At 63.4% G+C, this 24942-nt stretch carries 33 protein-coding genes and 1 other RNA gene; 21 read left to right on the forward strand and 13 right to left on the reverse strand.

What is annotated here, in order from left to right:
• The first annotated feature begins 45 nt into the window (after positions 1-45).
• Positions 46-1188 carry a DUF6666 family protein gene (locus WHT83_RS01710; protein WP_159091580.1) on the forward strand — a complete coding sequence of 381 codons (1143 nt, stop codon included), beginning with the start codon at positions 46-48 and terminating at the stop codon, positions 1186-1188.
• A gap of 143 nt (positions 1189-1331) precedes the next feature.
• Here the strand turns inward: WHT83_RS01710 and WHT83_RS01715 are convergent, their stop codons facing one another.
• Entirely contained in the window at positions 1332-2342 is a 1011-nt protein-coding gene (locus WHT83_RS01715) for an NAD(P)H-quinone oxidoreductase (protein WP_406872791.1), read from the reverse strand.
• A gap of 115 nt (positions 2343-2457) precedes the next feature.
• Here WHT83_RS01715 and WHT83_RS01720 point away from each other — a divergent pair, with 115 nt between their 5' ends.
• The 3 genes from WHT83_RS01720 to WHT83_RS01730 all read left to right on the forward strand — a co-directional run bounded on the left by WHT83_RS01720 (position 2458) and on the right by WHT83_RS01730 (position 4328).
• Entirely contained in the window at positions 2458-2652 is a 195-nt protein-coding gene (locus WHT83_RS01720; protein ID WP_108606577.1) for a DUF1192 domain-containing protein, read from the forward strand.
• A 72-nt stretch (positions 2653-2724) separates the two neighbouring features.
• The gene (locus tag WHT83_RS01725; protein WP_108606576.1) at positions 2725-3978 is read left to right on the forward strand and encodes an MFS transporter; all 1254 of its coding nucleotides are present in this window, start codon (positions 2725-2727) and stop codon (positions 3976-3978) included.
• A gap of 86 nt (positions 3979-4064) precedes the next feature.
• Entirely contained in the window at positions 4065-4328 is a 264-nt protein-coding gene (locus WHT83_RS01730) for a helix-turn-helix transcriptional regulator (protein WP_108606575.1), read from the forward strand.
• Positions 4329-4508: 180 nt separating this feature from the next.
• On the opposite strand, the gene WHT83_RS01735 is transcribed toward WHT83_RS01730, so the two are convergent.
• Positions 4509-4688, reverse strand: a complete 180-nt coding sequence (locus WHT83_RS01735; RefSeq protein ID WP_055974385.1) for a YdcH family protein — start codon at positions 4686-4688, stop codon at positions 4509-4511.
• Positions 4689-4924: 236 nt separating this feature from the next.
• On the opposite strand from WHT83_RS01735, the gene WHT83_RS01740 reads away from it, so the two are divergent.
• The 3 genes from WHT83_RS01740 to WHT83_RS01750 all read left to right on the forward strand — a co-directional run bounded on the left by WHT83_RS01740 (position 4925) and on the right by WHT83_RS01750 (position 6790).
• Positions 4925-5128 carry a YdcH family protein gene (locus WHT83_RS01740; RefSeq protein ID WP_108606574.1) on the forward strand — a complete coding sequence of 68 codons (204 nt, stop codon included), beginning with the start codon at positions 4925-4927 and terminating at the stop codon, positions 5126-5128.
• 119 nt (positions 5129-5247) lie between these two features.
• Positions 5248-5712 (forward strand): 5-(carboxyamino)imidazole ribonucleotide mutase, encoded by a 465-nt coding sequence (gene purE, locus WHT83_RS01745; RefSeq protein ID WP_183262853.1) that lies wholly within the window; start codon positions 5248-5250, stop codon positions 5710-5712.
• A 58-nt stretch (positions 5713-5770) separates the two neighbouring features.
• On the forward strand, positions 5771-6790 hold the full coding sequence (locus tag WHT83_RS01750) for a 5-(carboxyamino)imidazole ribonucleotide synthase (RefSeq protein ID WP_245439796.1): 1020 nt from the start codon (positions 5771-5773) through the stop codon (positions 6788-6790).
• Between the two features lie 7 nt (positions 6791-6797).
• On the opposite strand, the gene WHT83_RS01755 is transcribed toward WHT83_RS01750, so the two are convergent.
• The gene (locus tag WHT83_RS01755; RefSeq protein ID WP_406872792.1) at positions 6798-7205 is read right to left on the reverse strand and encodes a lysozyme inhibitor LprI family protein; all 408 of its coding nucleotides are present in this window, start codon (positions 7203-7205) and stop codon (positions 6798-6800) included.
• A gap of 243 nt (positions 7206-7448) precedes the next feature.
• Here WHT83_RS01755 and ykgO point away from each other — a divergent pair, with 243 nt between their 5' ends.
• From ykgO to WHT83_RS01770, 3 genes are all read left to right on the forward strand, one after another.
• Positions 7449-7574, forward strand: coding sequence for a type B 50S ribosomal protein L36 (gene ykgO / locus WHT83_RS01760; RefSeq protein ID WP_108606572.1), 126 nt, complete (start codon positions 7449-7451; stop codon positions 7572-7574).
• A 79-nt stretch (positions 7575-7653) separates the two neighbouring features.
• The gene (locus tag WHT83_RS01765; RefSeq protein ID WP_183262623.1) at positions 7654-8235 is read left to right on the forward strand and encodes a hypothetical protein; all 582 of its coding nucleotides are present in this window, start codon (positions 7654-7656) and stop codon (positions 8233-8235) included.
• 152 nt (positions 8236-8387) lie between these two features.
• Positions 8388-9446 carry an alpha/beta fold hydrolase gene (locus WHT83_RS01770; protein ID WP_406872793.1) on the forward strand — a complete coding sequence of 353 codons (1059 nt, stop codon included), beginning with the start codon at positions 8388-8390 and terminating at the stop codon, positions 9444-9446.
• Between the two features lie 92 nt (positions 9447-9538).
• Here WHT83_RS01770 and pyk read toward each other — a convergent pair whose 3' ends face one another.
• Complete coding sequence (gene pyk, locus WHT83_RS01775) at positions 9539-10975, reverse strand: pyruvate kinase (protein WP_406872794.1); 1437 nt, start codon at positions 10973-10975, stop codon at positions 9539-9541.
• Positions 10972-11460: a DUF1036 domain-containing protein gene (locus WHT83_RS01780; RefSeq protein ID WP_108606568.1), complete on the reverse strand. Its 489-nt coding sequence runs from the start codon at positions 11458-11460 to the stop codon at positions 10972-10974. The genes pyk and WHT83_RS01780 overlap by 4 nt, the downstream gene beginning before the upstream one ends.
• A 243-nt stretch (positions 11461-11703) precedes the next feature.
• Between WHT83_RS01780 and WHT83_RS01785 the strand changes: the two genes are divergently transcribed.
• From WHT83_RS01785 to WHT83_RS01800, 4 genes are all read left to right on the forward strand, one after another.
• Positions 11704-12501 (forward strand): N-formylglutamate amidohydrolase, encoded by a 798-nt coding sequence (locus tag WHT83_RS01785; RefSeq protein ID WP_183262625.1) that lies wholly within the window; start codon positions 11704-11706, stop codon positions 12499-12501.
• An 11-nt stretch (positions 12502-12512) separates the two neighbouring features.
• Entirely contained in the window at positions 12513-12821 is a 309-nt protein-coding gene (locus WHT83_RS01790; RefSeq protein WP_108609680.1) for a DUF1244 domain-containing protein, read from the forward strand.
• Between the two features lie 138 nt (positions 12822-12959).
• Positions 12960-13220 (forward strand): DUF2312 domain-containing protein, encoded by a 261-nt coding sequence (locus WHT83_RS01795; protein WP_108606567.1) that lies wholly within the window; start codon positions 12960-12962, stop codon positions 13218-13220.
• A gap of 71 nt (positions 13221-13291) precedes the next feature.
• A complete protein-coding gene (locus WHT83_RS01800) occupies positions 13292-13654 on the forward strand; it encodes a hypothetical protein (RefSeq protein ID WP_406872795.1) in 363 nt (120 codons plus the stop codon).
• A gap of 93 nt (positions 13655-13747) precedes the next feature.
• Here the strand turns inward: WHT83_RS01800 and msrB are convergent, their stop codons facing one another.
• The 3 genes from msrB to WHT83_RS01815 all read right to left on the reverse strand — a co-directional run bounded on the left by msrB (position 13748) and on the right by WHT83_RS01815 (position 16373).
• A complete protein-coding gene (msrB, locus tag WHT83_RS01805) occupies positions 13748-14152 on the reverse strand; it encodes a peptide-methionine (R)-S-oxide reductase MsrB (RefSeq protein ID WP_108606565.1) in 405 nt (134 codons plus the stop codon).
• A gap of 97 nt (positions 14153-14249) precedes the next feature.
• Entirely contained in the window at positions 14250-15440 is a 1191-nt protein-coding gene (locus WHT83_RS01810) for a vWA domain-containing protein (RefSeq protein WP_406872796.1), read from the reverse strand.
• 18 nt (positions 15441-15458) lie between these two features.
• The gene (locus WHT83_RS01815; protein WP_406872797.1) at positions 15459-16373 is read right to left on the reverse strand and encodes a hypothetical protein; all 915 of its coding nucleotides are present in this window, start codon (positions 16371-16373) and stop codon (positions 15459-15461) included.
• Positions 16374-16615: 242 nt separating this feature from the next.
• On the opposite strand from WHT83_RS01815, the gene WHT83_RS01820 reads away from it, so the two are divergent.
• Entirely contained in the window at positions 16616-17701 is a 1086-nt protein-coding gene (locus WHT83_RS01820; RefSeq protein ID WP_406872798.1) for a GH25 family lysozyme, read from the forward strand.
• A 39-nt stretch (positions 17702-17740) separates the two neighbouring features.
• On the opposite strand, the gene WHT83_RS01825 is transcribed toward WHT83_RS01820, so the two are convergent.
• Both WHT83_RS01825 and WHT83_RS01830 read right to left on the reverse strand, forming a co-directional pair.
• Positions 17741-18187 (reverse strand): N-acetyltransferase family protein, encoded by a 447-nt coding sequence (locus WHT83_RS01825; protein WP_406872799.1) that lies wholly within the window; start codon positions 18185-18187, stop codon positions 17741-17743.
• A gap of 130 nt (positions 18188-18317) precedes the next feature.
• Positions 18318-19157 (reverse strand): MoxR family ATPase, encoded by an 840-nt coding sequence (locus WHT83_RS01830; RefSeq protein ID WP_108606562.1) that lies wholly within the window; start codon positions 19155-19157, stop codon positions 18318-18320.
• Positions 19158-19501: 344 nt separating this feature from the next.
• On the opposite strand from WHT83_RS01830, the gene ssrS reads away from it, so the two are divergent.
• The 5 genes from ssrS (at position 19502) to WHT83_RS01855 (ending at position 23077) form a co-directional block, all read left to right on the forward strand.
• A non-coding RNA gene (gene ssrS, locus WHT83_RS01835) (6S RNA) lies at positions 19502-19657 on the forward strand.
• A gap of 89 nt (positions 19658-19746) precedes the next feature.
• Entirely contained in the window at positions 19747-20334 is a 588-nt protein-coding gene (locus tag WHT83_RS01840; RefSeq protein ID WP_406872800.1) for a 5-formyltetrahydrofolate cyclo-ligase, read from the forward strand.
• 8 nt (positions 20335-20342) lie between these two features.
• Positions 20343-21167, forward strand: coding sequence for a YmdB family metallophosphoesterase (locus tag WHT83_RS01845; protein ID WP_318763525.1), 825 nt, complete (start codon positions 20343-20345; stop codon positions 21165-21167).
• A gap of 216 nt (positions 21168-21383) precedes the next feature.
• A complete protein-coding gene (locus WHT83_RS01850; RefSeq protein WP_183262686.1) occupies positions 21384-22145 on the forward strand; it encodes a TerC family protein in 762 nt (253 codons plus the stop codon).
• A 221-nt stretch (positions 22146-22366) separates the two neighbouring features.
• A complete protein-coding gene (locus WHT83_RS01855; protein ID WP_406872801.1) occupies positions 22367-23077 on the forward strand; it encodes a DNA helicase in 711 nt (236 codons plus the stop codon).
• 51 nt (positions 23078-23128) lie between these two features.
• On the opposite strand, the gene WHT83_RS01860 is transcribed toward WHT83_RS01855, so the two are convergent.
• On the reverse strand, positions 23129-23491 hold the full coding sequence (locus WHT83_RS01860; RefSeq protein WP_406872802.1) for a VOC family protein: 363 nt from the start codon (positions 23489-23491) through the stop codon (positions 23129-23131).
• 11 nt (positions 23492-23502) lie between these two features.
• Positions 23503-23988, reverse strand: a complete 486-nt coding sequence (locus WHT83_RS01865) for an SRPBCC domain-containing protein (RefSeq protein ID WP_108606555.1) — start codon at positions 23986-23988, stop codon at positions 23503-23505.
• A 50-nt stretch (positions 23989-24038) separates the two neighbouring features.
• On the opposite strand from WHT83_RS01865, the gene WHT83_RS01870 reads away from it, so the two are divergent.
• Positions 24039-24362, forward strand: coding sequence for a helix-turn-helix transcriptional regulator (locus tag WHT83_RS01870; RefSeq protein ID WP_108606554.1), 324 nt, complete (start codon positions 24039-24041; stop codon positions 24360-24362).
• Positions 24363-24383: 21 nt separating this feature from the next.
• Here the strand turns inward: WHT83_RS01870 and WHT83_RS01875 are convergent, their stop codons facing one another.
• Positions 24384-24728, reverse strand: coding sequence for a helix-turn-helix domain-containing protein (locus WHT83_RS01875; protein WP_108606553.1), 345 nt, complete (start codon positions 24726-24728; stop codon positions 24384-24386).
• Positions 24729-24942: the final 214 nt, after the last annotated feature.

Below are 24942 nucleotides of genomic sequence, written 5' to 3' on the forward strand. Positions count from 1 at the left end.
TCGCGTGTTTAACCGTTGGTTGGGGATTCAGGGAGGGGTTGGCACATGAACAGCATTCTGGCGGCCGCAGGTCGATACGCAGCGGCCGGGATGGCCCGCCCACTGGTCGTAACCATCGCCTTAACAGGCGTGATTGACGCTGCAAACGCAGCCACTCTCACCCCAGAACAACAGGCAGTTGTCGAAAAATACAACATCAGTGAAGCCGACCAACAAAAGTTGTTTGGAACTGCGGTAGCAAACACGTCTGGCTCTGGGACGCAGGCAAAAGAAGCGTCTCGTCAGCAGCAAGCTTCATCAGAGACTTCCGACGGCCCGGTAGCCGGTTTTCTTTCCGGCACCTACGTTTGGGCCAGTGCCGATGCGTACAAGTCACTGGGCGAGCGGATTACGAACATCAACGGTGGGACCGGAGCACTTACTGGCAGCTTCGGCGGCGTAGCCGGCTTCAACAGCGGCTTGAGCTTCGGCGAGTCAACCTTCGGAGTCCAGGCCGGCGCCAGCATCGGCATCTATGACTTCAAGGGTCGTCTCCGTATCGTCCCGGATGCCACCGCCCTTGAACGGCAAGTGTTTTACACGGCGGGTTTCTACAAGCGCGGCGACATGTCGACAGAAAACCCGTCGATAGCAGATCGGCTGAGCTTGGGCGTCGTATACGACGGCTTCCAGGCCGAACGTTGGGGCGTCAATGCAAGCGACATTAGCCTGGGTCAAGTCCGCGGCACTCTTGGGGTCGCGCTGAGCGAATCCACCGAGGTCGGCGTGTGGGGCACGTATGGCGTGAACACTGACCGGGCTGCGGTCACAGTGGCCGGCGCTCCTAGCCTTCTCACGACAATTCGTGCGATGAACCAGAAGAACGTCTACGTGAAGCACAACTTCGATTTCGGCGGCGAGGTCATGGCCTACTACGGCATCTTTGACGACGAAGACATCGCCAAATGGCAATTCGGCGTGGTTGGTAAAGTACCGCTGAGCGACAACTGGTCGACGTTTGCCAGCGCCAACTATGTGGCGCCGCGCACTCCCTCCGGCCCACTTGGCTCAGGCCAGGAGCAGTTCAACGCCTCTGTCGGCATTGCCTACTACTTTGGCGGCAACGCGGCGAGCAAGAGTGTCACCGGTAACAAGGAACTGCCCTTGCTCGACGTGGCCAGCAACAGGTCGTTCCTCATCACCGACTAGCGAGGACGCGGGCTCCTCGCCCCCGCGACGCGGGAAGAGCGCGCAATTTTCCTCCCCCTTGGGGGGAAGGATAAAGGGTGGGGTACCCTTGGACGAGAGCCGCCCCCACCCGGCCCTCCCCACAAGGGGAGGGAGAAGAACCTTCACCCGACATCCAGCACGATCTTGCCAATGTGCTCGCCCTCTTCCATGCGCTCATGCGCCCGCCAGGCTTCCTTGAGCGGGAAGATCATGTCCATCACGGGTGCGACGCGGCGGACAGCCAGCAGCGGCCACACCTGGGCTTCGAGGGCCGCGGCGATGCCCGCCTTGAACTCGGTGGTGCGCGGCCTCAGCGTCGAGCCGGTATGGGTCAGCCGCTTGACCATCAGCCGTGAGAAATCGGCGCTCGCCACCGCCCCGCCCTGCGTCGCGATCTGCACGATGCGGCCGTCGACCGCCGCGGCATGGTAGTTGCGCCCGACATACTCGCCGCCGACCATGTCGAGGATGACATTGGCGCCCTTGCCGTCGGTGGCGTCCTTCACCGCCTGAACGAATTCTTCCGTTTTGTAATTGATCGCGCGGTCGGCCCCGAGCTTGAGACAAGCAGCGCACTTGTCCTCCGAACCCGCGGTGGCAATGACATAGGCGCCGAAGGCCGAGGCGAGCTGGATCGCGGTGGTGCCTATGCCCGACGAGCCGCCATGGATGAGCAGCGTTTCGCCCGCCTTGAGCGCGCCGCGCTCGAACACATTGTGCCAGACGGTGAAGAAGGTTTCGGGCACGGCGGCGGCTTCGGTGTAGGTAAAACCCTTGGGCACGGGCAGCGCGTTGGTTTCGGGCACCTTGGCGTATTCGGCGTATCCGCCGCCCGGCGTCAGCGCGCAGACCGCGTCGCCGATGCGGAAGCGTGTCGCCCCCTCGCCGAGGGCTGCCACCTCGCCCGACACTTCGAGCCCGGGCAGGTCCGACGCGCCGGGCGGCGCGGGGTACGCCCCCTTGCGCTGCTGCACGTCGGGCCGATTGACGCCGGCCGCATGCACCCGGATCAGGATCTCGCCGGCGCCAAGCTCGGGCAGGTCGCGCTTTTCCGCCTTGAGCACGCGCGGCCCCCCGGGCTGCGTGATCGCCACCGCGAGCATCTTGGCTGGAAGCTTGGCAACGTTGGCCATGTCTTTTCGGTCTCCGCTGGTCCGGTGTGCCCCGGACTTTACATGTGGTTGACCGCACTATGTATTCTGATTGGCAAATCAGGCAAACGCCTGACTGGAGATCAAGGAGAGCGAGATGGCGCTGTTCGACGACGAGCCGAAGAAGAAAAAGACCGTCCACGAGATCGGCCAGGACCTGTCTTTGCTTTCGGTCGGCGAGCTCAACGAGCGCATCTTAGCCCTGCGCGCCGAGATCGGCCGGCTCGAGGCCGAGCTTTCCGCCAAGGGTTCGACGAAATCGGCCGCCGAGGCGCTGTTCAAGCGCGGCTGACATCTTGCCGTCGCCGAAAAGCCCCAAAGGGGCGGTCGACCTAGCGCTCTTGATTCTTGGTGGGACAGTTCGATGCTCGCAACCTACAGGCCGATCCTCTCGCTGCTTCGCGGCACCGCCTTCCTGCTCGCCGCGTCGGGCCTGCACGGCCTGCTGCTTCCCCTGCGCGGCCAGGAAGAGGGCTTTTCGACCACGGCACTCGGCCTGATGGGCACCGCCTGGGCCGGCGGTTTCGTTGCCGGCTGCTATTTTGCCCCCCGCGTCGTCCGCCGAGCCGGCCATGTCCGCGCCTTCGGCACCTTTGCCGCGTCGGCTGCGATCATCGCGCTGCTCACCGGCCTGATCGTCAACGAATATGTCTGGATCGCGCTACGCGCCTTCACCGGTTTTGCCATGGCCGGCGCCTTCATGGTCATCGAGAGCTGGCTCAACGAGCGCGCCACCAACGAGAACCGCGGCACCGTCTTCGGCCTCTACATGATGGTCACCTACGCCTCGATCATGGCCGGCCAGATGATGGTCGCAGGCGGCGACGTCACCAGCGCCTCGCTGTTCATGGTCACCGGCATCCTGTTCTGCCTATCGCTGATCCCGACGGCGGTCTCGAGTGCCGCCCACCCCAAGCCGCTGCAGGACGTCTCGCTCGACATCAAGGGGCTCTACGCCAACTCGCCGGTCGCCTCGGTCGCGTGTTTCCTGATCGGCGTCGCCAATGGCGACTGGGGCACGCTGGGTGCCGTCTACGGCGCGCGCGTCGGCATCTCGACGCCCGAAATCGCGCTGATGATGAGCCTGGTGGTGATCGCCGGTGCCGCCCTGCAGATCCCGATCGGCAAGATCTCCGACCGCACCGACCGCCGCTACGTGCTGATCGGCGCCTCGCTCGCCTCGGCGGTGGCGGCGGTGCTGATCTTCTTGGTGGCGCCGCGCTCCGGGCCATTCGTCATCGCCATGACCGCCTGCTACGGCGCCTTCGCCTACACGCTCTATTCGCTGGCGGTGGCACACGCTAACGACCACGCCAAGCCGGAGGATTTCGTCAAGGTCTCGGGCGGCCTGCTGCTGCTCTACGGCTTCGGCACCATGGTCGGTCCGATGCTCGGCGCCGGCCTGATGGATATGATGCGGCCGGAGGCGCTGTTCCTCGCCACGGCTGCGGCGCATTTCGCGCTGGCCGGCTACACCGCACTGCGCATCAAGCGCCGCGCGCCGGTTCCGATCGAGGATCGCGAAGCCTTCAAGACCCAGCCGGCCGACCGCTCGGCGACACCCGAATCGCTGCGGCTCGATCCACGCCAGAAGGACGAACCCGAAACCCTGCCCTGACAGCCACGCCTGGGCAGACGCGGGCATTGGGGCAGCAGCCGCGACCAACAGTTGAGATTCCGCCGATGTTGCGGCACAAAGGAGCCATGACAGCTGACGCCTCATTCCTGGCCATATCGGACGCCAACCGGCGCCATCTGCTGGAAGAATTGCGTCGCGGTCCCAAGACGGTCAGCGAACTCGCAGCCGGCCTGCCGGTCTCGCGGCCGGCCGTGTCGCAGCATCTCAAGGTGCTTCTCGATGCCGGGCTGGTCAGCGCCCGCGCCGAAGGCACGCGCCGTGTCTACGCGGTCAGTGCCACCGGCTTCAGGAAGCTCAATATCTGGCTTGACCAGTTCTGGGACGCTTGAGCCGGAACGGCTGGACTGGCACCGGCTCGCGTGCCGGGGGAAATCCTGTCACCGCCGAACCGCAAAAGCCCACAAAATACAGCAACCAATCACCCTGTCCCGGCGGCGAGGGTGATTCGCCGCCGGCTATCTGGCCCGTGCCGAAAGAGTGGGCCACTAAATTGAGACCGCGATCGTGGGCTAGTGCTGGGTCGGGTCCACTCTCAGCTTTTCAATCTCGTCCTTGAGAGCCAGCTTGCGACGCTTCAGCGCTACGATTTGCAGGTCGTCCATGGATGGATGGTTCATCGCTTCGTCGAGCTGACGCTCGACGTCGCCATGTTTGCGCTGAAGCTCTTCAAGATGGGAAGCAAGAGACATGATTGGTTCTCCCTTTCATGGTTTCCTCGATGCACCGCACAAGCGTGCCCACCGCAGACAGCGCTCTGTGACGGAACCATGACAGTCTGCCACCCCCGATCTGCGATGTCGAATAAAGTGTGGTAGCATTTCCCGTCAGCGTGAAATGTGATAAGGGCATCGCGCCGGTGACAAGGGGTCGCCGACCCCGCCTTAGGAGCGCCCCGGGTGCGCCAGTGAGTTTGCAGACGGTAGACATGTCGGAACAGGAACAAGCCGAGGTTCGTCTCGAGTTTGCACGCTTGAAGCAGGACCATGCCGATTTTGATGCGGCGATCAACGCGATGATCGCGATGGGCTGCGACCCGTTGCAGATCCAGCGGATGAAAAAGAAGAAGCTGGTTCTCAAGGACAAGATCGTCCAGATCGAAGACCGGATCATCCCGGACATAATTGCCTGAAACTCCTGGCAGAGGGCTGCCGGGGTTTGGTTGCGATTGCTCCTCATTTCCGCTAAGCGCTGCCTATCGAGCAAGGGGTGCCGCGCGTGAGCAAGGACAGGGTCGACGTCGCCATCATCATGGGTAGCCAGTCTGACTGGGCGACCATGCGCCATGCCGCCGAGTTGCTCGACGTGCTGGCCGTTTCCTACGAAGCGCGCATCGTCTCGGCCCACCGCACCCCAGATCGCCTCTACGAATTCGCCAAGGGTGCCAAGGCGGCCGGTTTCCGCGTCATCATCGCGGGTGCCGGCGGCGCTGCCCATCTCCCCGGAATGACGGCGGCCATGACCTCGTTGCCGGTGTTCGGCGTGCCGGTCGAATCAAAGGCGCTGTCGGGGCAGGATTCGCTGCTCTCCATCGTCCAGATGCCGGCCGGCATCCCCGTCGGCACGCTTGCCATCGGCAAGGCCGGGGCCGCCAATGCGGCACTGCTTGCAGCGGCCGTTCTTGCCCTTTCCGACGACGCCCTGGCAACGCGGCTTGAAGAGTGGCGCGCCGCCCAGACCGCAAGGGTCGCCGAACAGCCGACGGACGACGCGTGAGCGCCCCCTCCCCACAGGCTCCACCATCGGCATCATCGGCGGCGGCCAGCTTGGCCGCATGCTGGCCATGGCCGCGGCCCGGCTGGGCTACCGCACCGTGATCCTCGAGCCGCAGGCCGATTGCCCGGCGGCCCAGGTTGCCAATCGCCAGATCGTCGCCGCCTATGACGATCCCGCCGCCCTCGACGAACTGGCCCGCGAAAGCGCCGTCGTCACCTACGAGTTCGAGAACGTGCCCGTCGTGGCCGCGGAGCACCTGGCGAAGACCGTCGCGGTCTATCCGCCGGCACGGGCACTGGAAGTGGCGCAGGACCGCCTGGTCGAAAAGACCTTCCTCAACGGCATCGGGATATCCACAGCCCGCTTCGTGCCTGTGGATAACGACCAGGACCTGGCCGCTGCCCTGCAGGCATTCGACGGCAGCGGAATCCTCAAGACTTGCCGCATGGGCTACGACGGCAAAGGCCAGATGGTCTTCCGCAACATGACCACGGGCGGCTTCGACGGTGCCTGCGCCTCACTCGGCAACGTGCCGCTGGTCCTCGAATCCTTCGTGCCTTTCGAACGCGAGATCTCGGTGATCGCCGCGCGCGGCACCGATGGCAGCATCGCCGCCTTCGACCCCGCCGAAAACGTGCACGGCAACGGCATCCTGGCCAGTTCGACGGTGCCAGCCGCGATCCGCGACGACACGGCGGAAGCTGCGCGCGACGCCGCGCGAAAAATCCTCGCCGCGCTCGATTATGTCGGCGTCATCGGCGTCGAATTCTTCGTGCTGGCCGACGGCTCCCTGCTTGCCAACGAAATGGCCCCACGCGTGCACAATTCAGGACACTGGACCGAGGCAGCCTGCGTGGTTTCCCAGTTCGAGCAGCATATCCGCGCCGTTGCCGGCCTGCCGCTCGGCGATGCCAACCGCCATTCCGACTGCGTCATGGAAAACCTGATCGGCGACGACATCGCCAAGGTCCCGGCGCTGCTCGCCGAACCGGACGTCGCCGTCCACCTCTACGGCAAGGCCGAGGCCCGCCCCGGCCGCAAAATGGGCCATTTCACCAGGCTGTTGCCACGCCGCTGACCGGGCACTACTGCGCCGGTACCGGACAGCTCAGGTCGCCCTCTTCGCATTTGAGGTAGGCGCCAAGCTGGGTGACACGCGCGTCGGTCAGGTCTTGCAGGCACCCCGCCTGTATCATCGGATAGATCGACCCGCCCTCGACGCCGGAGGACGCGAACTTGCATTCGGCGTCGCGGAAGGCGATCCAGCTCCGCTGCGAATCCTGCAGCAGCTTGCGAGCGTCGGCGCTCTCGGACAGGCGTTTCATGATATCGCCATACGCAGCGTTGAGTTTGGCGTCGGACGCAGCAAAGTCCGAGCCGGCACAGATGTTCATCCCGGTCTGGGTCTGGTCGTTGCGGTCGCATTCCTCGGCGAAAGCAGCGGACGCCATCATCGAGCTTGCTACTGATATCGACAGAATCAAAAGCCGCATCCAACCCTCCATTTGCTTGAACGAACGGACGATTCCAGCGATGCTGGCCGCTGGCAAGTCCCGGCGCGAAGGCGCAATGCGACCGCATGCCGACAAAAGCCAAATCAAACCGCCACACCAAGCCTGCCCGCGGTTGACTGGCAATGACTCCTCGTCTAAGAGCCTCTCACACGAATTGGGCGCGCTCTTTTGGCGCGCTTTTAGTTTCGGCCCGTTGATGGGCCCATCCGACGGGTTAGTGACATGAAGATCAAGAATTCGCTCAAGGCGCTCAAGGCTCGCCATCGTGACTGCCAGCTGGTTCGTCGCAAGGGCCGCATCTACATCATCAACAAGACCGCCCCGCGCTACAAAGCTCGCCAGGGCTGATTGTAGCCCGGCCGCACGCGGCCGGCGCATCACGGCAATTTCAGTTTGACGTTCCCATGCGGGGGTCTAGAATTTCCGCATGCGGAACGTTTTTGCCTTTTGTACCCTGGCCTTACTGGCGACAACCCAGCCGCAGCAGGCGTTTGCCGAGAACGCCGGCGCTCCAATCGTAGCCAAGGCTGACAACCAGCTCGACACGCTGTTTTCCGATCTCAAGCGCGAGCGCAACGAGAAGGCTGCCGAGCGCCTCGCCAGCCGCATCTGGGAAGCCTGGTACAAGTCGGGCAGCGCCTCAGTCGACCTGATGATGCAATGGGCGCAGCAGGCGGTCGAGGCCAAGAAATTCGACGTCGCGCTCGATTTCCTCGACCAGGTGGTGACGCTGCAGCCCAAATACGCCGAGGGCTGGAACCGGCGCGCCACCGTGCATTTCCTGATGCAGAACTATCGCAAGTCGATGGCCGACATCGAACGCACGCTGGAGCTCGAGCCACGCCATTTCGGCGCCCTGTCCGGCATGGCGCAGATCATGGCGACCACCGGCCGCAACGAGTTGGCGCTGCAGGCATGGCAGCGCGTTCTCGACATCTACCCGATGCTGCGCAACGCCCAGAACGAGGTGTCGCGACTGTCGGAAGAACTCGCCGGCGAAGGCATCTGAAGAAGCGAATAGGGAGTAGGGAATAGCGAGTAGAAACAGGCTTGGCGGTTGCCGCACCAGGGAGCACACTCAACTGCTCTCGGTTCTCTACTCACTCTTGTCCCTTCTCCATACTCGCTACTCGCTATTCCGCTGACCCACCCCCATCCCGCATGAACATCCTCACCTTCATCCTGGCACTGCTGCTTGCGCTGTTCCTTGCGCTTGCCGGCGCAACCCGCGTCGCATCGTGGCTGATCGAACGGCGAAATCCGCCCGTGGGCAGTTTCGTCGATATCGATGGCGCGATCATCCACTACGTGAATGTGCCGGCACCTGCCGGCGGCGACCTGCCGCCGCTGGTCTTCATCCATGGCGCCAGCGCCAACCTGAAGGACCAGATGCTGCCGCTCAGGCCGCAATTCGAAGGCCGCGCCGAGATGCTGTTCTTCGATCGCCCCGGCCATGGCTGGTCCGGCCGCGGGCCTGGCAACAATGAGACGCAGCAAGGGCAGGCCGCCACCATCGCGGCCCTGATGGACCGCCTCGGCATCAAGGACGCGATCATCGTCGGCCATTCGTTCGGCGGTTCGATAGCGGCGACGTTTGCGCTGGAGCACCCGGAAAAGACACGTGGCCTGCTGTTCCTGTCGGCGGCGACCCACCCCTGGCCGGGCGGCGGCACCTCCTGGTATTACAGCTTGAGCGCCTTGCCGGTGGTCGGCCGCGCCTTCGCGGAAACGATCGCCAATCCGGCCGGGCTGATGCGCATCGGTGCCGCAACCACCTGCGTCTTCTCGCCCAACAAGGTGCCGGATCTCTATGTCGACGACGCCGCGATCAAGCTGGTGCTGCGACCGGGGGCTTTCCGTGCAAACGCCATCGACGTCGAAGGCCTGTACCGCCACGTGCTGGTGGCCGCGCCGCGTTATCCCACGATCGAGGCGCCGACGGTGGTGATCTCCGGCGACCACGACACGGTCGTCTATGAGGAGATCCATTCGATCGGGTTGGCGCGCGACATTCCCGCTGCCGAACTGGTGTGGGTGAAGAACCTCGGCCACAAGCCGGACTGGGTGGCACCCGATCTGGTGGTGGCGGCCGTCGAAAAACTCGCCGGCCAGCCGCGCGACCTGCAGGCACTGTCACGCGCTGTCGAAGCGCGCATTGCGGGTGACGATTTCGGGACGGGTGTGTGTTTGGATGAGAAGGCGCCCGCGAATAGCGAATAGCGAATAGCGAATAGCGAATAGCGAACAAGACCCCGCACGCGCAGTCGTGCAACGCCCTATTCGCTAATCGCTACTCCCTATTCGCTGTAACCTTACCTGCTGCCTTTGCCTTCCGGCCCGACATAGGCAATGCGCAGCATGTTGGTCGAGCCCGGCGTCCTGAGCGGCACGCCGGCCGTGATGATGACGCGGTCGCCGCCAGCGGCAAAACCCTCGTTGAAGGCGACGTTGCAGGCGCGGTCGACCATGTCGTCGAGATCGACGGCATCCGGCGAGACCACGCAATGCGTGCCCCACAGCATCGACAGGCGGCGTGCCGTGGCCAGGATCGGCGACAGTGCGATGATCGGCACCTGCGGCCGCTCGCGCGCCGCGCGCAGGCCCGTGGTTCCGGATGCCGTATAGGTGATGATCGCCGACAGCTTCAGCGTCTCGGCGATTTCGCGCGCCGCAAGCGAGATCGCATCGGCGCCGGTCGCCTCCGGCTGCGAGCGCTGGGCGTTGATGATGCCGGGATAGGTCGGGTCCTTTTCGACGCGCTCGGCGATGCGGTTCATCGTTGCCACCGACTCGACCGGATACTGCCCGGCGGCCGATTCGGCCGACAGCATGATCGCGTCGGCGCCTTCGAACACGGCGGTCGCCACGTCGGAGACCTCGGCGCGGGTCGGCACCGGCGCGGTGATCATCGATTCCAGCATCTGGGTGGCAACCACCACCGGCTTGCCGGCGCGGCGCGCGGCACGCGTGATCTGCTTCTGGATGCCGGGCACCGATTCGATCGGCATCTCGACGCCGAGATCGCCGCGGGCGACCATCAGGGCATCGGACAGCTCGATGATCTCGGCCAGGCGCGCCACGGCCTGAGGCTTTTCAATCTTGGACAGCAGCAATGCGCGCCCTTGCGCGATCTTGCGCGCTTCGGCGAGATCCTCCGGGCGCTGGATGAACGACAGCGCGACCCAGTCGACGCCGGTCTCGAGCACCGCGTCGAGGTCCTTGCGGTCCTTCTCGGTCAGCGCGCCGACCGGCAGGTCGGTGTCGGGCAGGCTGACGCCCTTCTTGTCGGAAATCTTGTTGCCGGCAACGACCGTGCAGACGATCGACTTGCCGTCGGTCTTCACTGCCCGGAGCTCGAGCTTGCCGTCGTCGATCAGCAGGCGATGGCCTTCCTGCACCGACTTGAGGATCTCGGGATGCGGCAGGTGCACGCGCACCGAGGTGCCCAGGTCGGCATTGTCGTCGAGGGTGAAGGTCTGGCCGACGGTCAGCTCTTCCTTGCCATTGGCGAACTTGCCGACGCGGAGCTTCGGGCCCTGCAGGTCGGCGAGAATGCCGATCGGACGGCCGACCGCCTCTTCGACCGAGCGGATGCGGCCGACGAGCGTGCGCATCGAATCGTGGTCGGTATGGCTCATATTGATGCGGAAGACGTCTGCGCCCGCATCGAAGAGCTTGCGGATCATCGCCTCGTCGGACGAGGCGGGACCGAGTGTTGCGAGTATCTTGACCTTGCGGCTACGTCTCATTGACCGTTCGTTCCCGAGGCGGCCGTTGGGCCGCCCGTTGCGGGCTCGTCGGTGAGCTGGACCATCCAGTTCGCCTGTTCGCCCGTGTCGTATTCCTGGAAGCCGGCGCGCTGGAAGCCGCGCGCTACGCAGTCGGTGACGCCGGCGATCTTGAACTCTTTTTCAGCCACGCACATGTTGATCGGGCCATCCCAGCGTCCGCCGCGCTCGGCATCTTCTGCATAGAGATAATAAAACCTCGATGACAGCGGCCCCTCGATCAGCGTCTTGCAGGTGGAACCTTCGATGTGCCACCAGCCTTCGGTGATCCAGCCCGCCTTGGCGCGGTAGCCGATGCCGACTCCGACCAGGCTCTGGGTCGCGTTGCAGACCCTGAAGTCGGCGCGTGCCGGCGTGGCCGCGACGGCCATAAACAGTGGAACGGAGAGAAAAAGGAAGAGCGATGCCAGGGCTGAGCGTGTCCGCGGCCTCCCGGCAAGTTCCATCCCCAAGCCCCTCTTCGACGATTTCTGCATTTCTGGAGCCCTTTTCGGCAATGTGCGGGCGCATGTCAACGCGTGGCTGCGCGCTTATCCAATCGATTTAGGTGCGCTCAGCCGCGGTGATTTGCTGCCTCATCTGGCATATTCGAAAAAAGGTTGGCAAAACAACGGCGTTAGCACATATCCCCACATCAGGGACGGGCGCGAAACTACACCCAAGCCGTGCCGAAGGACAAATTGCCGCCGATGACGCGAACCGCAATCTTTGCCCCTTTCGAGATCATCGAAGGCGACCGCAGCAGGGGCATCGTGCTTCTGTGCGACCATGCCAGGCGCGACCTGCCGCAGGAATATGGCGATCTCGGCCTGCCGCCCGAGGAGTTCGAGCGCCACATCGCCTACGACATCGGCGCCGAACAGGTGACCCGCAAGCTTGCCGCGATCATGGGCGCGCCGACGGTCCTCGCCAACTTTTCGCGCCTGCTGATCGACCCCAACCGCGGCGAGGACGACCCGACGCTGATCCGCCAACTCTATGACGGCTCGGTCATCCCGGGCAATTATCCGATGTCTGAGGAGGAGCGCGCGCGCCGCCTCGACAATTTCTACCGCCCCTATCACGACGCGGTCGGCGCCATGGTCGCCTCGGTTCACAAGCAGACCGGCACCGCGCCCTTCATCTTGTCGGTGCATTCCTTCACGCCCGTCATGCAGGGGCGCGCCAGGCCTTGGCACGCCGGCGTGTTGTGGGACATGGACCACCGCGCCGCCTGGCCGCTGATCGAGATGCTGGCCGAGGACAAGGCGCTGGTGGTCGGCGACAACGAGCCCTATGACGGGGCGCTGCGCGGCGACACCATGTTCCGCCACGCCATCGTCAACGGCTTTGCCCATGCGCTGATCGAGATCCGGCAGGACCTGATCGGCGATGAGGCCGGAACGACGGATTGGGCCAGGCGGCTGGCGCCGATCATTGACGCGATCAACCGCCGCCCCGATATACATGAAGTCAGACAATTCGGCTCGCGTACCGGGCCGCTGTGATGGAGGACCAGATGGCCGAACTCAGCGAAGCGCAGCAGCGCGAATTCGAGGCCGCAGCCTTCCGCCGGTTGCTCCAGCACCTGAGCGAGCGTTCCGACGTGCAGAACATCGACATGATGAATCTCGCCGGATTCTGCCGCAATTGCCTGTCCAACTGGTATCGCGACGCGGCCGCCGAGGCCGGCGTCGAGCTGTCCAAGGACGCCTCGCGCGAGATCGTCTACGGCATGCCTTATGCCGAATGGCAGGCCAAGCACCAGCGCGAGGCCACCGACGCGCAGAAGGCCGCCTTCGAGGCCAGCCGCCCGCGCGATCACTGACCGATATTTCCGCAGGGTCGTGTCAGCTGCGCTCCCGCGTACCCTTGACCCTCCCCTCATCATCAGGCATCGAAACCGCCGAAATTCCCTTGGCGCGCCGAGTCGCGCTTTTCCCAGTCACAATTTGCGGAGTGCCCCATGGCCGACGAAATCACCGATACCAGCCAGACCGTTGCCGCCGGCCAGTTGCGCGCCTTCATCGAGCGCATCGAGCGGCTTGAGGAAGAAAAGAAGACGATCTCCGACGACATCAAGGACGTCTATGCCGAGGCCAAGGGCACCGGCTTCGACACCAAGGCTGTCCGCACGCTGATCCGCCTGCGCAAGCAGGACCAGGCCGAGCGCGACGAGGCCGAGGCGATCCTCGACCTGTACAAAGCTGCCCTCGGCATGGTGTGATAGCTGGCTGCCCGATCCCGAAACTCGGGTGGCACCGTTCGCCGGTCAAAGGCGGTGCGAGGTCATGAGCGATGACAGGTACAGGGCAGTTCCATCCTTCCGACAATACCGGTCCGGCACGAGCCGGGCCGAATGGCCTGGCGGCGTTCTTTTCACGCCGCTGGCATGGCGAGATGCCGCTCGGCCAGCTGTTCTGGCGCGACATGGTCACCGTCGGCAGCCTGATCAACGTCGCCACGACGGTCGTCGCGCTCGCCATCCTGGCGGCCAAGGGCTCGGCCTTGCTTGCCGTGGCAGTCCATCTGCTGCCCCTGCCCTACAATCTTTTCCTCTATGGCAGCGTGCTGCGCACCGCCGACGTCAGCGCCAACCACAACGCCAACACGGTGAAGCTCGGCGCCACCGTGTGGATCATCCTCGCCAGCCTGCTCTAGGGGCAAGCCCAGAAAAAGTGCGAAGCGGTTTTCCGTCCGGAATTGCGTCAAAGCGTTTTCGCGATTCGAAGATAAGCGGAAACGCTCTGGGGATCAGGCTGCCGGCTTGAAATTCAGCGCCACGCCGTTGATGCAATAGCGCAGGCCGGTCGGCGGCGGACCGTCGGGGAAGACGTGGCCGAGATGGCTGCCACAGCGCGCGCAATGACATTCCGTCCGCACCATGCCGTAGCTGCGGTCGACGGTGTTTTCCACCGACCCCTCGACAGGATCGTTGAAGCTCGGCCAGCCGGTGCCGCTCTCGAACTTGAGCTTGGATTCGAACAGCGGCTGGTCGCAGCCGGCGCAGGTGAAGGTGCCGGCGCGCTTTTCATGAAGCAGCGCGCAGCTGCCCGGCCGCTCGGTGCCGTGGTTGCGCATCACCTGGTACTGCTCGGGGGTCAGCATCGCGCGCCACTCGGCGTCGGTGCGGGTGACGGGATAGGTCTTGGCGTCCATTCAGGGTCTCCCGGACTTATTCTTCTTTATCGCGTTCTTCGCACAGATAGTTACGAGAGGCACCGCCTGACAGGGCATCACTTCATGGTGAGCCGGATCAGTGTTTGCGCGACAGCTGTTTCGTTGCCGCTTCGAGCCCGGCCAGCGTCAGCGGGTACATGCGGTTGGCGAAGATGTCGGAAATCATCTTGATCGAGCTGGTGTAGCCCCAGTGCTTTTCCTGCGTCGGGTTGAGCCAGACGGCATTTGGCCATTGCTCGAGCACGCGGCGCAGCCACGCGGCACCCGGTTCGGGGTTCCAGTGCTCGACCGAGCCGCCGGCATAGGCGATCTCATAGGGGCTCATCGAAGCGTCGCCGACAAAGATCACCTTGTAGTCGTGGCCGTATTTGTGGAGCACGTCGAGCGTCGGCAGGACCTCGGCATGGCGGCGCCGGTTGTCCTTCCACACGCCTTCGTAGAGGCAATTATGGAAGTAGAAATATTCGAGCTGGCGGAACTCGACGCGCGCCGCCGAGAACAGCTCCTCCACGACCTTGATGTGGTCGTCCATCGAACCGCCGACGTCGAAGAACATCAAAAGCTTGACCGCGTTGCGCCGCTCGGGCCGCGTCTTGACGTCGAGATAGCCGTGGTCGGCGGTGGCGTGGATGGTGCCGGGCAGGTCGAGCTCTTCCTCGGCGCCCTCGCGCACCCAGCGGCGCAGGCGCTTGAGCGCCACCTTGATGTTGCGCGTGCCGAGCTCGACGGAATCGTCGAAGTTCCTGAACTCGCGCTTGTCCCACACCTTGACTGCGCGGCGATGTCGGCTCTCGGCTTGCCCGATGCGCACACCCTCGGGATTGTAGCCATAGGCGCCGAAGGGCGAGGTGCCGGCGGTGCCGATCCATTTGGACCCGCCCTGATGGCGCCCCTTCTGCTCCTCCAGCCGCTGCTTCAGCGTCTCCATCAGCTTTTCGAAGCCACCGAGCGCCTCGACCAACCTTTTCTCCTCGTCGCTAAGGGTCTTTTCGGCCAGCCGCCGCAGCCATTCCTCGGGAATGTTGGCGACATCGACGCCACCCTCGCCCGACACCGCCTCGACGCCCTTGAAATAATGCGAAAAAACCTGGTCGAAGCGGTCGATATGGCGCTCGTCCTTCACCAGTGCGGCACGGGCGAGATAATAGAAGCCCTCGACGTCATAGCTGACGAGATCGGCGTCGAGCGCCTCGAGCAGCGCCAGATATTCCCGTAGCGACACCGGAACCTTGGCCGCCTTGAGTTCGAGGAAGAAGGGTATGAACATTGACCTAGCCGACTCCAGTCACCCGCCTTTGGCGCCACTGACCACGGTCATCTCGGAGATGCGATGCCACGGGACCAGCGAGACGGTCTTTGAAGCTGCCTCATAGGTAAAAAGACCGGCTTCCGAATTGAGCACAACGACTCGCGAAAACGACCTTCCATCCGACAGCCAGATCATGCTCGCCGGCTGGTTCATCACACTGCAGCCCTTTGTCAATCCCGTAAGCACACAAAGCAGGATTATCAGTGCCGGAACGCCCTTGAAGGGAAACCTACGGAATGAGCCAAGGAAGGAAGTTGCCTTCTCGCTTGCTGCGTCAGCAGTTTCCGCCGTGGCGACGCGGGCCAAGTAGGAAACCACCAACCCAATTACAGCCACGACGATAACCACCGCCGACACGATGAGTATCGCACCGTAAAACACTCCGCAGAACAAGACAGCGAAGAGGAGGAACGAGAGGGCGTAGACGACGGCGGAGCCATCGACACGTTTCTCTATGACGCCCATCAGCTTGAATGCGTCCTCTGCGTGCTCAATCTTCAGTAGTCGTTCTGCGAGAATCTTGATGATGTCCCAATAGGTCAGATTGAACAGTCCAGAATCCTCGATTGGAACGTGAGCGAACACTTCAATCAGGTGAGCAACTGTCGGAAACAGAAGGTACACCACGCACCTCGCAACAAGATGCGCAACCGTCCAGACCACTAGCATCGACCAGGAAAACTGGGTGAACGAATAGATGTCCAGATGCCCGAGAAACCCAAACCCGAAAGACATCGCGTAGATCGAAAACACGACCGTTGTGGCGCCAATGACTGAAAGAACAAACGCCGAGAGATAGTGAAACGGCAGGTTGAATACCGCTTCAAAAATTCTCGCTGACGCTCTAGCCGGCCTCAGAACGGCATCAACTCGCAGAGGTTGCTGTGCCACGACCCACCCAATCCATTTGCGCAGTCGTGATTGTACAAGACCCTGTTGGTACGACAAGCTGGCGAGCCAGCCCTGCACGCAAGCGCTGACGCCGGCCTTGGCATGCCTGCAACACCCAAAATCTAATTAAAGTAAAAATCGGATTCAGTCTTTCTTGGTAATTTCCCGTTAGCAATTGCCGTCAGTGGGGAAGCGGGGGCGAGTCTGCCTCCGATCCGAGTTGTTCTTGCGTACGGGTACCTATGCGTTTCTCAGCGGCGTCAGCGATCGTTCTCGCCAGCCTGGCCTTGGCCGGCTGCACCTCGAGCATGGGGCTCAGCGACATCATGTCGTCTGGCCCGTCGAAGGAAACGACCGCTTCGGTCGCCCGCCCGGCGAGCCCGGTGCCACAGGCGGACATCGCCGCAGCCGCGCCTTCCATGCCGGTCCAGCAGGCCATGTCAGCCCCGATGCCGCAGGCTGGTATTTTGGTGGCGCCGCCCATGCCGGCGACGATGGTGACTGAAGAACCGGTGCAGGTCGCGATGGCGGCACCGCGGATCGAACTCGACACCGTTCCGACACCCGACACCAAGCCGATCGCGCTGATCGCTCCGTCCAACCCGATGAAGGCCACGCCCTTTGCGCCGGGCCAGATCTACGGCCGCCGCTTCCGCGACGCCAAGCCGATCAATTTCGGCAAGGCCGCGTCGCCCAGGAATTTTGCCGTCCACGGCGTCGACGTCTCGCGCTGGCAGGGCAAGATCGACTGGCCGAAGCTGCGCACGCAAGGCGCGAACTTCGCCTACATCAAGGCGACCGACGGCGGCGACCATCTCGACCCGATGTTCAGGAAGAACTGGCGCGCCGCAGAGGCCGCCGGCCTACGCCGAGGCGCCTATCACTTCTTCTACTGGTGCCGCACCGCCGGCGAGCAGGCCGACTGGTTCATCCGCAACGTGCCCAAGGTCGCCGGCGCGCTGCCGCCGGTTATCGACGTCGAATACAATGGCGAGTCGAGCTGCAAGCGCCGGCTGTCGCGTGCAAAGACGCTGGAGAAGATGCAGGTCTTCATGGACAAGCTGGAGCGCCACTACGGCCAGCGTCCCATCATCTACACCGCGCCCGACTTCTACCGCGATAACCTCCGCGGCGAGTTCCTGGACTATCCGTTCTGGCTCCGCGCCGTCGCCGAGCCCCCGTCCAAGGTCTATCCCGGCCGCAAGTGGGTGTTCTGGCAGTATTCGGGCTCGGGCCTGTCGCATGGCGTCGAAGGCAAGATCGACCTCAACGTCTTCCGCGGCAGCGCCAGCGACTGGCACCGGTGGGTGTCGAGGTCAGCGGGCTGAAACGACCGCCTGAAGCGGCCGCTCAGCGCCCGCTGAATCCTAGAGCAGGTCGTATTCGATGAAACCGGTGCGGCGGGCGACGCGGTCATAGAGCTTGCGCGCCGTGGCGTTGGTCTCGTGGGTCATCCAGTAGACATTGGTGACACCGATCTTCGCCGCCTCCTGCCTGACCGCCTCGATCAGGGCGGCACCGACGCCCTTGCCGCGCGATGCCGGGTCGGCGAACAGATCCTGCAGGTAGCAGTTGTTGGCCTCGGACCAGCCCGAGCGGTGGTAGAGGTAATGCGTCAGCCCGACCGCCTTGCCATCGACGATGGCGATCAGCCCCTTGGGCTCGAACTCGCCTTCGGTGAACAGGCGCTTCCAGGCGAGCTCGTAGATATTCTCGGGAAGCACCGTGTTGTAGAAATCGAGATAGGCGGTCCACAACCGGCGCCATTCGGCATGGTCGGCGAGCTGAAGCGGGCGAATGGTGATGTCGGTCATGGCTTTGCCTTCGGTGATTGGTTGATTGCGCGGCAAACTGCCCGAGCGGAGCTGCGCGGCCAACGGTCCACAGGACGGAAATGCGCTGGCCGAGTCTACGCGGGGTACCTGCAACGCATGATCTTTCAGATCACCCCTGCCGTCTGGCCATGAACGCGAGGCGCTCGAACAGATGCACGTCCTGCTCGTTCTTGAGCAATGCGCCGTGCAGCTTGGGCAGCGCGTTCTTGGGGTCGGCGCGCAGATCTTCCGGCGCCACATCGTCGGCGACGAGCAGGCGGATCCAGTCGAGCGCCTCGGAAGTCGACGGTTTCTTCTTGAGGCCGGCCACGTCGCGGATCTCGTAGAACTGGGTCAGTGCCGCGCGCACCAGGTTCTGCTTGATGCCGGGATAATGCACCTCGACGATCTTGTGCAGCGTGTCGACGTCGGGGAAGCGGATGTAGTGGAAGAAGCAGCGCCGCAGGAAGGCGTCGGGTAGTTCCTTCTCGTTGTTCGAGGTGATGATGACGATGGGGCGCACGTCGGCGCGGATCGTCTCGCCGGTCTCGTAGACGAAGAACTCCATGCGATCGAGTTCCTGCAACAGGTCGTTGGGGAACTCGATGTCGGCCTTGTCGATCTCGTCGATCAGCAGCACGACCTTCCTGCCGGCCGCAAAGGCGTCCCACAGCTTGCCGCGCTTGATGTAGTTCTTGATGTCGTTGAAGCGGCCGTCGCCGAGCTGGCTGTCGCGCAGGCGCGAAACCGCATCGTATTCGTAGAGGCCCTGCTGCGCCTTGGTGGTCGACTTGACGTTCCATTCGATCATTTCGAGGCCGAGGCCGGCCGCCACCTGGCGCGCAAGCTCGGTCTTGCCGGTGCCGGGTTCGCCCTTGACCAGCAGCGGCCGCTCCAGCGCGATCGCCGCATTGACCGCCACCATCAGATCCTTGTCGGCGACATAGGCCGACGTACCTTCAAAACGCATGCGAATTCCTCGTAACTATCGCGGCGACCCTAAGGAGCAGAGCTAGTGCGCGCAAGCCTGATGGGAGCGGCAGTATTCTGCACCGCCGAGCGACTTCAGTGACACGGCATGGATCCCCGGGTCTCCGCACTTTGCTTCGCTCCTGCTCCGCCCGAGGATGACGAACGCATAGGCGTTGCCGCCAATCTCCGAGGTGGCGGTTGGCATTGGACCCTTCTCGTGCCACTCCATGCCGTGATGTTGCGGCTTCAGCTACGGTCCAGACTCATCCTGCCCCCAAATATCGTTGCCTCAACGGCCCCATTGCCATGGCGCATCGCCGCCACAGCGCCTATATTGGTCTGGACGGTCTGCACTTCCCGGCAGGAGAGCATTTTCCCCGGGGCCTTAACGATCCTTAGGGAGCTGTCCCTGGGAAGACCCGTGGGTCTTTTCACACGGCGCCCACCTACTTTGTAGGTCTCCGGGATCGACTTCTCCACCGGTCGTGTGGATCGTCACCTCTCCTTTTGGGCAAACGATAGCTGCTTGCAGCCACTGTTGCCGATATGCGAAACACGGGCAACGAAACGAACCGGCTGCCCTCCGCATGACTTCCCACCGCGAGATCAAGAAGCAACTGCGCAAGGAAGCGCTGGCCCGTCGCGACAGGCTCGACGAGTTCTGGCGCATCGAGGCGTCGCTGGAGATGGCCGAGACCGCCCGCGACAACATCCAGTTCGCGCCCGGCACCATCGTTTCCGGCTTCTGGCCGATGCGCTCCGAGGTCGACGTGCGTCCGATGATGTTTGCCCTGCGTGAGCATGGCGCGCGGCTGTGCCTGCCGGCGATCCTCGACAAGCACACCATCGTCTTCCGCGAACTGGTGCGCGGCGCGCCGATGGTCGACATGGGTTTTGGCACCGTCGGGCCGCATGAGGAGGCCGAGGTGCTCGACCCGCAGATCATGCTGGTGCCGCTGGCCGCCTTCGACGCGCGTGGCCACCGCATCGGCTACGGCGCGGGTTATTACGATCGGGCGATCGCCAAGCTGCAGGACAAGGGCATCGAGCCCAGGCTGATCGGCATCGCCTTCGACTGCCAGGAAGTCGAGCGTGTTCCCGACGAGAACCATGACGTTATCATCCCCGAAATACTGACCGAAAGCGGGTTGCGTCGCTTCGCCCCTGAATTGTAGATGATTTCATGAGACTTCTTTTTCTGGGCGACATGGTGGGCAAGGCGGGCCGTACGGCGGTGTGGGCGCAATTGCCCGGCCTGATCTCGGATTTCCGGCTCGATTTCGTCATCGTCAACGGCGAGAACGCCGCCGGCGGCTTCGGCATCACCGAGGAGATCTTCCGCGAGACCATCAATGCCGGCGCCGACGTCGTGACCACCGGCAACCACGTCTGGGACCAGCGCGAGGCACTGGCCTTTGCCCCGCGCGAGGACCGCTTCCTGCGCCCGGCGAATTTTCCCAAGGGCACGCCCGGCCGCGGCTCGGGCCTCTACATCGCCAAGAACGGCGCCCGCGTGCTGGTGTCGAACATCATGGGCCGGGTGTTCATGCATCCTGAGCTCGACGATCCGTTCCAGGCCGGCGAGCGCGAACTGTCCGCCTGCCCGCTCGGCGAGCAGGCGGATGCGGTAGTGGTGGACTTCCACGCCGAGGCGACCAGCGAGAAGATGTGCTTCGCCCATTTCGTCGACGGCCGCGCCAGCCTCGTCGTCGGCACGCACACACACCAGCCGACCGCCGACCACCAGATCCTCAACGGCGGCACCGCCTATCTGACCGACGCCGGCATGTGCGGGGACTACGATTCCTCGCTCGGCATGGACAAGGAGGAGCCGCTCAACCGATTCCTCTCCAAGGTGCCGAAAGGCCGCTTCGAGGCGGCCAACGGGCCGGCGACGATCTGCGGCGTCGGCCTCGACATCTCCGACCGCACTGGCCTCGCCGAGCGGATCGCGCCGCTGCGCCGCGGCCCGCGGCTCGAAGAAACCGCGCCTTCCTTCTGGTCCTGACATTGACGAGGGGCCGGTGGATACTTACTTGCCCGCAACACGTCAGCAAATGTTAGAGCGGCCTTTGCGCGGCCCGGTAGGCCGTGCAAAGGCCGCTCCAACACTTTTTAGTTGCGCATCGTGCTTTCCGAAAATCTATTCGATTTTCGGGTCGATGCAGCGAGAGCGGCCCCGCGGCCGCTCGATTGCCATTTAGAAGAACACGGGGACACTCTGATGATCGAATTCCTGGCGCCGTATTTCGCCTTCGTCAACGACCCCACCGCCTGGGTGGCGCTGTTGACCCTGATTGCGCTCGAGGTCGTGCTCGGCATCGACAACCTGATCTTCATCTCGATCCTGACCAACAAATTGCCGGAAGGCCAGCGCGCCAAGGCGCGGCGGCTGGGCATCGGCGCGGCGCTGATCATGCGCCTGGTGCTGCTTGCCACGATTTCCTTCATCGTTGCGCTGACGGCACCGGTGTTCACCGCCTTCGGCCACGGTTTCTCCTGGCGCGACCTGATCCTGATCGCCGGCGGCCTGTTCCTGGTCTGGAAGGCGACCAAGGAGATCCACCACTCGGTCGACCCCGAGGATCAAAAGGACGAAATGGTGTCGCGCACGCTGCAGCTTTCGATGGGCGCGGCGATCTTCCAGATCCTGCTGCTCGACCTTGTGTTCTCGATCGACTCGATCATCACCGCCGTCGGCATGACCGACGAGATCGGCATCATGTACATCGCCGTGATCGTGGCCGTGACGGTGATGCTTCTGGCGGCGACCCCGCTCGCCCAGTTCATCGAGAAGAACCCGACCATCGTCATGCTGGCGCTCGGCTTCCTCTTGATGATCGGCATGACGCTGATTGCCGACGGCTTCGGCTACCATGTGCCCAAGGGCTACATCTACGCCGCCATGGGCTTCTCGGCGCTGGTCGAGGGCCTCAACATGCTGCAGCGGAACCGCCGCAGGCAGCAACGCAGCGACGGCCACTGACGGACAAAACAAACGGCGGGCCAAGTGCCCGCCGTTTTCGTTTCCGCGCCGATTTCAGGCCGCCGAATTCTGGGCTATCATCTGATTCTGGCGCCGCCCACGCCTCCCCCCTCCACCGGGAAAGTACAGTTCGTGCAGGGTGTCTCGATTTCCGAGCCAACTGTTCGAGCACTTGCATAAGGAGGGGTTGCGACGACTGCTCGCGATAGGAGGTTCGCCGGATGAAACTTTCCGCACCCATTCCCACGCTGAAGCGCAAGGCCAGGCTTCTCGCCAGGACCGGCCATATCCCGCTGCACCAGGCGCTCGACCGCATCGCGGCCGAAGAAGGCTTTGGCGCATGGAGCCTGCTCGCCGCCACATCAGCGGCCACCCGGCCGGCCGGCAAGCTGTTTGCGCGCCTCGCGCCCGGCGACCTGGTGCTGCTCGGCGCGCGGCCAGGCCAGGGCAAGACGCTGATGGGGCTCGAACTTGCCGTGGAGGCGATGAAGGCGGGCCAGCGCAGCACCTTCTTCACGCTGGAGTACACCGAGAGCGAAGTGCTCGACCGCTTTAGCGCCATCGGCGCCGACAGGGCGCAGTTCGGCGGCCTGTTCGAACTCGACAGTTCCGACACGATCAGCGCCGCCCATATCGCCAGGCGCATGGCCATGGCGCCACGCGGAACCGTGGTAGTAGTCGACTATCTGCAACTGCTCGACCAGAAGCGCGAGAACCCGGTATTGATGGATCAGGTTCAGGCGCTGAAGTCACTGGCGCGCGACAAGGGACTGATCGTCATCATGATCTCGCAGATCGACCGCACCTATGATCCGTCAGCGAAAGCGGTGCCGGACCTGGACGATGTCAGGCTGCCCAATCCGCTCGACCTCAAGCTGTTCGACAAGGCATGCTTCCTGAACCAGGGCGAGGTGCGGTTCCAGACAGTTTGACGAGATCGGGCGGCGAGCAATCGCCGCCGCCCGAGACGCTGTGGGCAGCGCTCACCAAGCGTCGGGTTCGCGCACCATATGCACAATGTTGGCCGGGTTCATGATCCAGCCACCACGGAAGCTCTCGCCCAGCGGCTCGATCGGGTCGCAGCGCACCGCGCCGGCATCGCCGAGTTGCTTGAGCGTGCCGGCGAAATCAGGCGTGAACAGCTCCAGCCAGACCTCGGCCTGGCTCATGGTCGGAGCCTCGTCGATCCAGAGCTGGTTCGGGCCGAGCTTGAAGCCGACCGCAGGCGCCTTCTCCGGAATGCCTTCGAGGCCGACAACGTTGCGATAGAAGGCGATCGTCGCCTCATACTGGTGGCTCGGCACCTTCATCGCGATGTTGATGCCGCCTTCGATTGTTGCACTCATGTTCCCGCTCCTCACTTGCGCTCGCTCGTCGTCGGCAGCTCGCCGCGCATCTCGGAGGGATAGAAGCCCTCGCGCAGGTTGATCCCGTATTCGAGCCACGCCTTCATCGCCGACAGCATCTCGGCCCAGCCCTCGCAATTGCCGTAGGACGCCTTGCGCCCGACTGCGTCCTCGACCCAGCCCGACTCGCCGATGGTGACGAAGGTCGATCCGTCCTCGAGCACTTCGAAGCCCATCTCGATCCTCGTCTTGTAGGCGGGCTGGCCCTCGGAAACTTCGGCATCCCAGCGCAGCACGATGCGCTTGTCCTGTTCGATTTCCTCGACCTCGACCGGCACCGAGCCCCACCAGGTGACCGTGGTGCCTGCGACCAGCGGCGCGCTGGCGCCGCGGATGGTGGTGAAATAGGCGCTGAGCTTCGTCGGGTTGACGACCGCGTCGAACACCTCATGGACTGGCTTGGCTATCCGGCCCGAAACCTTGAATCCAAGGGACATTGTGATCTCCTCTGCTTGCACTTCGCGATAATGTGTTATAAAAACATAACATGTCAATCGATTCGAAAGATGACAATGTTTTCAAAGCCCTGGCTCATCCGCGCCGGCGCTTGATGCTCGATTGTCTGAAGGATGGCCCGCTCACCACGGGCGCCATGTGCGAACGCTTCGACGACATGGACCGCTGCACGGTGATGCAGCACCTGAAGGTTCTGGAGGAGGCAGATCTGGTGGTCGCCCGGCGTGAGGGGCGCGAGCGCTGGAACCACCTCAACTCGCTGCCGATCAAGCAGATTCACGACCGCTGGATCAGTGAATATGCCAGCCATGCGATGAGCATTCTCGACCGGCTGAAGCTCGACCTGGAAGGCTGAGCGGACCTCAGCTATTGCAGCTTAGGCGACCTTCGTCTTGCGCGCCTCGATGGCGGCGCCATGCTCCTTGCCCCAGTTGGCAAGTGGAACGAGAGCATCGTCGAGCGACTGGCCAAGCGGCGTGGCCGAATACTCGACCCTTGGCGGCACCTCGTGGAACACCTCGCGGTGAACAAGGCCATCGGCCTCCATCTCGCGCAACTGCTGGATCAGCATCTTCTCGCTGATGTCGGGGACCAGCCGCTTCAACTCACCGAAGCGGCGCGGCTCGGTGTGCACCAGCCACAGGATCAGCGCCTTCCATTTGCCGCCGATGACCTGGAAGGCGGGACCGAGGCCACAACTTTCTGGCTGCATCTTTGCCATGGAATTCCTCAATTCTTACTTTGAAGTCAGTACCTTACAAAATTGTAGGTACTTGCTGAAACGAAAGCAATGCATAGCTTCTGAGGCACGCCGCGAATGGATCGCGGCCCAAATTCAAAAGGGACGTGAAATGGAACCTGTGCTCTTCTACGGCGTGCCCCACGGCTGCTCCTTCGGCTCGATCGTGGCACTCGAATGGCTCGGCCAACCCTAC

It is taken from the genome of Aminobacter sp. P9b (assembly GCF_045345995.1).
GTDB classification, from domain to species: domain Bacteria; phylum Pseudomonadota; class Alphaproteobacteria; order Rhizobiales; family Rhizobiaceae; genus Aminobacter; species Aminobacter niigataensis.

Bases quoted from the DNA above. Each gene is read 5' to 3' on its own strand.
- WHT83_RS01875 (WP_108606553.1), bottom strand. From the start codon at position 24,728: ATGGCAAAGATGCAGCCAGAAAGTTGTGGCCTCGGTCCCGCCTTCCAG.
- WHT83_RS01865 (WP_108606555.1), bottom strand. From the start codon at position 23,988: ATGTCCCTTGGATTCAAGGTTTCGGGCCGGATAGCCAAGCCAGTCCAT.
- WHT83_RS01800 (WP_406872795.1), top strand. From the start codon at position 13,292: ATGACAGGTACAGGGCAGTTCCATCCTTCCGACAATACCGGTCCGGCA.
- WHT83_RS01840 (WP_406872800.1), top strand. From the start codon at position 19,747: ATGACTTCCCACCGCGAGATCAAGAAGCAACTGCGCAAGGAAGCGCTG.
- WHT83_RS01870 (WP_108606554.1), top strand. From the start codon at position 24,039: ATGTCAATCGATTCGAAAGATGACAATGTTTTCAAAGCCCTGGCTCAT.
- WHT83_RS01850 (WP_183262686.1), top strand. From the start codon at position 21,384: ATGATCGAATTCCTGGCGCCGTATTTCGCCTTCGTCAACGACCCCACC.
- WHT83_RS01825 (WP_406872799.1), bottom strand. From the start codon at position 18,187: ATGACCGACATCACCATTCGCCCGCTTCAGCTCGCCGACCATGCCGAA.
- WHT83_RS01710 (WP_159091580.1), top strand. From the start codon at position 46: ATGAACAGCATTCTGGCGGCCGCAGGTCGATACGCAGCGGCCGGGATG.
- WHT83_RS01715 (WP_406872791.1), bottom strand. From the start codon at position 2,342: ATGGCCAACGTTGCCAAGCTTCCAGCCAAGATGCTCGCGGTGGCGATC.
- WHT83_RS01755 (WP_406872792.1), bottom strand. From the start codon at position 7,205: ATGCGGCTTTTGATTCTGTCGATATCAGTAGCAAGCTCGATGATGGCG.
- WHT83_RS01780 (WP_108606568.1), bottom strand. From the start codon at position 11,460: ATGGAACTTGCCGGGAGGCCGCGGACACGCTCAGCCCTGGCATCGCTC.
- WHT83_RS01740 (WP_108606574.1), top strand. From the start codon at position 4,925: ATGTCGGAACAGGAACAAGCCGAGGTTCGTCTCGAGTTTGCACGCTTG.
- WHT83_RS01845 (WP_318763525.1), top strand. From the start codon at position 20,343: ATGAGACTTCTTTTTCTGGGCGACATGGTGGGCAAGGCGGGCCGTACG.
- ykgO (WP_108606572.1), top strand. From the start codon at position 7,449: ATGAAGATCAAGAATTCGCTCAAGGCGCTCAAGGCTCGCCATCGTGAC.
- WHT83_RS01820 (WP_406872798.1), top strand. From the start codon at position 16,616: ATGCGTTTCTCAGCGGCGTCAGCGATCGTTCTCGCCAGCCTGGCCTTG.
- WHT83_RS01790 (WP_108609680.1), top strand. From the start codon at position 12,513: ATGGCCGAACTCAGCGAAGCGCAGCAGCGCGAATTCGAGGCCGCAGCC.
- WHT83_RS01860 (WP_406872802.1), bottom strand. From the start codon at position 23,491: ATGAGTGCAACAATCGAAGGCGGCATCAACATCGCGATGAAGGTGCCG.
- WHT83_RS01830 (WP_108606562.1), bottom strand. From the start codon at position 19,157: ATGCGTTTTGAAGGTACGTCGGCCTATGTCGCCGACAAGGATCTGATG.
- WHT83_RS01720 (WP_108606577.1), top strand. From the start codon at position 2,458: ATGGCGCTGTTCGACGACGAGCCGAAGAAGAAAAAGACCGTCCACGAG.
- WHT83_RS01795 (WP_108606567.1), top strand. From the start codon at position 12,960: ATGGCCGACGAAATCACCGATACCAGCCAGACCGTTGCCGCCGGCCAG.
- WHT83_RS01725 (WP_108606576.1), top strand. From the start codon at position 2,725: ATGCTCGCAACCTACAGGCCGATCCTCTCGCTGCTTCGCGGCACCGCC.
- WHT83_RS01785 (WP_183262625.1), top strand. From the start codon at position 11,704: ATGACGCGAACCGCAATCTTTGCCCCTTTCGAGATCATCGAAGGCGAC.
- msrB (WP_108606565.1), bottom strand. From the start codon at position 14,152: ATGGACGCCAAGACCTATCCCGTCACCCGCACCGACGCCGAGTGGCGC.
- WHT83_RS01730 (WP_108606575.1), top strand. From the start codon at position 4,065: ATGACAGCTGACGCCTCATTCCTGGCCATATCGGACGCCAACCGGCGC.
- WHT83_RS01810 (WP_406872796.1), bottom strand. From the start codon at position 15,440: ATGTTCATACCCTTCTTCCTCGAACTCAAGGCGGCCAAGGTTCCGGTG.
- WHT83_RS01770 (WP_406872793.1), top strand. From the start codon at position 8,388: ATGAACATCCTCACCTTCATCCTGGCACTGCTGCTTGCGCTGTTCCTT.
- WHT83_RS01750 (WP_245439796.1), top strand. From the start codon at position 5,771: ATGCTGGCCATGGCCGCGGCCCGGCTGGGCTACCGCACCGTGATCCTC.
- pyk (WP_406872794.1), bottom strand. From the start codon at position 10,975: ATGAGACGTAGCCGCAAGGTCAAGATACTCGCAACACTCGGTCCCGCC.
- purE (WP_183262853.1), top strand. From the start codon at position 5,248: ATGGGTAGCCAGTCTGACTGGGCGACCATGCGCCATGCCGCCGAGTTG.
- WHT83_RS01735 (WP_055974385.1), bottom strand. From the start codon at position 4,688: ATGTCTCTTGCTTCCCATCTTGAAGAGCTTCAGCGCAAACATGGCGAC.
- WHT83_RS01765 (WP_183262623.1), top strand. From the start codon at position 7,654: ATGCGGAACGTTTTTGCCTTTTGTACCCTGGCCTTACTGGCGACAACC.
- WHT83_RS01855 (WP_406872801.1), top strand. From the start codon at position 22,367: ATGAAACTTTCCGCACCCATTCCCACGCTGAAGCGCAAGGCCAGGCTT.